The organism is Pseudomonas sp. PS02290, from assembly GCF_029960075.1.
Lineage (GTDB): Bacteria > Pseudomonadota > Gammaproteobacteria > Pseudomonadales > Pseudomonadaceae > Aquipseudomonas.
Genome location: NZ_JASCOY010000175.1, coordinates 1 through 5328 on the forward strand (window position 1 = coordinate 1; position 5328 = coordinate 5328).

The 5328-nt window shown below is 51.7% G+C and carries 2 tRNA genes and 3 rRNA genes; all 5 read left to right on the forward strand.

The window, feature by feature from the left end:
- Positions 1-111: 111 nt before the first annotated feature.
- The 5 genes from QMX88_RS28660 to rrf all read left to right on the forward strand — a co-directional run bounded on the left by QMX88_RS28660 (position 112) and on the right by rrf (position 5319).
- Positions 112-1648: ribosomal RNA gene (locus tag QMX88_RS28660) — 16S ribosomal RNA — on the forward strand.
- 121 nt (positions 1649-1769) lie between these two features.
- A tRNA-Ile gene (locus QMX88_RS28665) sits at positions 1770-1846 on the forward strand.
- 10 nt (positions 1847-1856) lie between these two features.
- Positions 1857-1932: transfer RNA gene (locus QMX88_RS28670), tRNA-Ala, on the forward strand.
- Positions 1933-2164: 232 nt separating this feature from the next.
- A 23S ribosomal RNA gene (locus tag QMX88_RS28675) occupies positions 2165-5057 on the forward strand.
- Between the two features lie 146 nt (positions 5058-5203).
- Positions 5204-5319, forward strand: a 5S ribosomal RNA gene (gene rrf, locus QMX88_RS28680).
- The 16S, 23S and 5S rRNA genes sit together here with 2 tRNA genes alongside, the layout of an rRNA operon.
- The last annotated feature ends 9 nt before the right edge of the window (positions 5320-5328 follow it).

Below are 5328 nucleotides of genomic sequence, written 5' to 3' on the forward strand. Positions count from 1 at the left end.
CTGAAGTCGCAAGATTATCAGCATCGCAAGTTACTCCACGAGAAATCATGGTTTAACCAACGATTGCTGAGCCAAGTTTATAAGGTTTTCTCAAAACCTAATTGCAGTATTGAACTGAAGAGTTTGATCATGGCTCAGATTGAACGCTGGCGGCAGGCCTAACACATGCAAGTCGAGCGGATGAAGAGAGCTTGCTCTCTGATTCAGCGGCGGACGGGTGAGTAATGCCTAGGAATCTGCCTGGTAGTGGGGGACAACGTCTCGAAAGGGACGCTAATACCGCATACGTCCTACGGGAGAAAGCAGGGGACCTTCGGGCCTTGCGCTATCAGATGAGCCTAGGTCGGATTAGCTAGTTGGTGAGGTAATGGCTCACCAAGGCGACGATCCGTAACTGGTCTGAGAGGATGATCAGTCACACTGGAACTGAGACACGGTCCAGACTCCTACGGGAGGCAGCAGTGGGGAATATTGGACAATGGGCGAAAGCCTGATCCAGCCATGCCGCGTGTGTGAAGAAGGTCTTCGGATTGTAAAGCACTTTAAGTTGGGAGGAAGGGCAGTAAGCGAATACCTTGCTGTTTTGACGTTACCGACAGAATAAGCACCGGCTAACTCTGTGCCAGCAGCCGCGGTAATACAGAGGGTGCAAGCGTTAATCGGAATTACTGGGCGTAAAGCGCGCGTAGGTGGTTTGTTAAGTTGAATGTGAAATCCCCGGGCTCAACCTGGGAACTGCATCCAAAACTGGCAAGCTAGAGTAGGGCAGAGGGTGGTGGAATTTCCTGTGTAGCGGTGAAATGCGTAGATATAGGAAGGAACACCAGTGGCGAAGGCGACCACCTGGGCTCATACTGACACTGAGGTGCGAAAGCGTGGGGAGCAAACAGGATTAGATACCCTGGTAGTCCACGCCGTAAACGATGTCAACTAGCCGTTGGAAGCCTTGAGCTTTTAGTGGCGCAGCTAACGCATTAAGTTGACCGCCTGGGGAGTACGGCCGCAAGGTTAAAACTCAAATGAATTGACGGGGGCCCGCACAAGCGGTGGAGCATGTGGTTTAATTCGAAGCAACGCGAAGAACCTTACCAGGCCTTGACATCCAATGAACTTTCCAGAGATGGATTGGTGCCTTCGGGAACATTGAGACAGGTGCTGCATGGCTGTCGTCAGCTCGTGTCGTGAGATGTTGGGTTAAGTCCCGTAACGAGCGCAACCCTTGTCCTTAGTTACCAGCACATTATGGTGGGCACTCTAAGGAGACTGCCGGTGACAAACCGGAGGAAGGTGGGGATGACGTCAAGTCATCATGGCCCTTACGGCCTGGGCTACACACGTGCTACAATGGTCGGTACAGAGGGTTGCCAAGCCGCGAGGTGGAGCTAATCCCAGAAAACCGATCGTAGTCCGGATCGCAGTCTGCAACTCGACTGCGTGAAGTCGGAATCGCTAGTAATCGCGAATCAGAATGTCGCGGTGAATACGTTCCCGGGCCTTGTACACACCGCCCGTCACACCATGGGAGTGGGTTGCACCAGAAGTAGCTAGTCTAACCTTCGGGAGGACGGTTACCACGGTGTGATTCATGACTGGGGTGAAGTCGTAACAAGGTAGCCGTAGGGGAACCTGCGGCTGGATCACCTCCTTAATCGAAGACTCAGCTTCTTCACAAGTTCCCACACGAATTGCTTGATTCATTGAAGAAGACGATAGAAGCAGCTTTAAGCTCCAAGCTGATAGCTCACGCTAACAGTTACAAGCTCGAAATTGGGTCTGTAGCTCAGTTGGTTAGAGCGCACCCCTGATAAGGGTGAGGTCGGCAGTTCGAATCTGCCCAGACCCACCAATTTTGTTATGGGGCCATAGCTCAGCTGGGAGAGCGCCTGCCTTGCACGCAGGAGGTCAACGGTTCGATCCCGTTTGGCTCCACCATAACTGCTTCTGGCTTGTGAAAGCTTAGAAATGAGCGCTCCATCCGGTGGATGATGAGTGTTGATTTCTAGTCTTTTGATTAGATCGTTCTTTAAAAATTTGGGTATGTGATTGAAATATAGACTGGGCACCTCTTTCACTGGTGCGTGTCCAGGCTAAGGTAAAGTTTGTGAAATGCAAACTTTCGGCGAATGTCGTCTTCACAGTATAACCAGATTGCTTGGGGTTATATGGTCAAGTGAAGAAGCGCATACGGTGGATGCCTTGGCAGTCAGAGGCGATGAAAGACGTGGTAGCCTGCGAAAAGCTTCGGGGAGTCGGCAAACAGACTGTGATCCGGAGATGTCTGAATGGGGGAACCCAGCTGTCATAAGACAGTTACCTTACACTGAATACATAGGTGTATGGAGCGAACCAGGGGAACTGAAACATCTAAGTACCCTGAGGAAAAGAAATCAACCGAGATTCCCTTAGTAGTGGCGAGCGAACGGGGACCAGCCCTTAAGTTGATTTGAGATTAGCGGAACGCTCTGGAAAGTGCGGCCATAGTGGGTGATAGCCCTGTACGCGAAAATCTCTTGTCAATGAAATCGAGTAGGACGGGGCACGAGAAACCTTGTCTGAACATGGGGGGACCATCCTCCAAGGCTAAATACTACTGACTGACCGATAGTGAACCAGTACCGTGAGGGAAAGGCGAAAAGAACCGCGGAGAGCGGAGTGAAATAGATCCTGAAACCGTATGCGTACAAGCAGTGGGAGCCCACTTTGTTGGGTGACTGCGTACCTTTTGTATAATGGGTCAGCGACTTATTTTCAGTGGCGAGCTTAACCGAATAGGGGAGGCGTAGCGAAAGCGAGTCTTAATAGGGCGTCTAGTCGCTGGGAATAGACCCGAAACCGGGCGATCTATCCATGGGCAGGTTGAAGGTTGGGTAACACTAACTGGAGGACCGAACCGACTACCGTTGAAAAGTTAGCGGATGACCTGTGGATCGGAGTGAAAGGCTAATCAAGCTCGGAGATAGCTGGTTCTCCTCGAAAGCTATTTAGGTAGCGCCTCATGTATCACTGTAGGGGGTAGAGCACTGTTTCGGCTAGGGGGTCATCCCGACTTACCAAACCGATGCAAACTCCGAATACCTACAAGTGCCGAGCATGGGAGACACACGGCGGGTGCTAACGTCCGTCGTGAAAAGGGAAACAACCCAGACCGTCAGCTAAGGTCCCAAAGTCATGGTTAAGTGGGAAACGATGTGGGAAGGCTTAGACAGCTAGGAGGTTGGCTTAGAAGCAGCCACCCTTTAAAGAAAGCGTAATAGCTCACTAGTCGAGTCGGCCTGCGCGGAAGATGTAACGGGGCTCAAACCATGCACCGAAGCTACGGGTATCATCTTAGGATGATGCGGTAGAGGAGCGTTCTGTAAGCCTGTGAAGGTGAGTTGAGAAGCTTGCTGGAGGTATCAGAAGTGCGAATGCTGACATGAGTAACGACAATGGGTGTGAAAAACACCCACGCCGAAAGACCAAGGTTTCCTGCGCAACGTTAATCGACGCAGGGTTAGTCGGTCCCTAAGGCGAGGCTGAAAAGCGTAGTCGATGGAAAACAGGTTAATATTCCTGTACTTCTGGTTATTGCGATGGAGGGACGGAGAAGGCTAGGCCAGCCTGGCGTTGGTTGTCCAGGTTTAAGGTGGTAGGCTGAAATCTTAGGTAAATCCGGGATTTCAAGGCCGAGAGCTGATGACGAGTGTTCTTTAGAACACGAAGTGGTTGATGCCATGCTTCCAAGAAAAGCTTCTAAGCTTCAGGTAACCAGGAACCGTACCCCAAACCGACACAGGTGGTTGGGTAGAGAATACCAAGGCGCTTGAGAGAACTCGGGTGAAGGAACTAGGCAAAATGGCACCGTAACTTCGGGAGAAGGTGCGCCGGTGAGGGTGAAGGACTTGCTCCGTAAGCTCATGCCGGTCGAAGATACCAGGCCGCTGCGACTGTTTATTAAAAACACAGCACTCTGCAAACACGAAAGTGGACGTATAGGGTGTGACGCCTGCCCGGTGCCGGAAGGTTAATTGATGGGGTTAGCTAACGCGAAGCTCTTGATCGAAGCCCCGGTAAACGGCGGCCGTAACTATAACGGTCCTAAGGTAGCGAAATTCCTTGTCGGGTAAGTTCCGACCTGCACGAATGGCGTAACGATGGCGGCGCTGTCTCCACCCGAGACTCAGTGAAATTGAAATCGCTGTGAAGATGCAGTGTATCCGCGGCTAGACGGAAAGACCCCGTGAACCTTTACTATAGCTTTGCACTGGACTTTGAATTTGCTTGTGTAGGATAGGTGGGAGGCTTTGAAGCGTGGACGCCAGTCTGCGTGGAGCCAACCTTGAAATACCACCCTGGCAACTTTGAGGTTCTAACTCAGGTCCGTTATCCGGATCGAGGACAGTGTATGGTGGGTAGTTTGACTGGGGCGGTCTCCTCCTAAAGAGTAACGGAGGAGTACGAAGGTGCGCTCAGACCGGTCGGAAATCGGTCGTAGAGTATAAAGGCAAAAGCGCGCTTGACTGCGAGACAGACACGTCGAGCAGGTACGAAAGTAGGTCTTAGTGATCCGGTGGTTCTGTATGGAAGGGCCATCGCTCAACGGATAAAAGGTACTCCGGGGATAACAGGCTGATACCGCCCAAGAGTTCATATCGACGGCGGTGTTTGGCACCTCGATGTCGGCTCATCACATCCTGGGGCTGAAGCCGGTCCCAAGGGTATGGCTGTTCGCCATTTAAAGTGGTACGCGAGCTGGGTTTAGAACGTCGTGAGACAGTTCGGTCCCTATCTGCCGTGGACGTTTGAGATTTGAGAGGGGCTGCTCCTAGTACGAGAGGACCGGAGTGGACGAACCTCTGGTGTTCCGGTTGTCACGCCAGTGGCATTGCCGGGTAGCTATGTTCGGAAAAGATAACCGCTGAAAGCATCTAAGCGGGAAACTTGCCTCAAGATGAGATCTCACTGGAACCTTGAGTTCCCTGAAGGGCCGTCGAAGACTACGACGTTGATAGGTTGGGTGTGTAAGCGCTGTGAGGCGTTGAGCTAACCAATACTAATTGCCCGTGAGGCTTGACCATATAACACCCAAGCAATCTGCACAAAGACAGCAGATTGCGGTGTGTGAAGACGCATGAAGACGAAAGTTTGCGAACGCACAAGCTGCACCTTGATCACATACCCGATTTGCTGAAGCGTTCGAGAGAACGAGTCAGTACCCGAATTTCTTGACGACCATAGAGCATTGGAACCACCTGATCCCATCCCGAACTCAGCAGTGAAACGATGCATCGCCGATGGTAGTGTGGGGTTTCCCCATGTGAGAGTAGGTCATCGTCAAGATTAAATTCC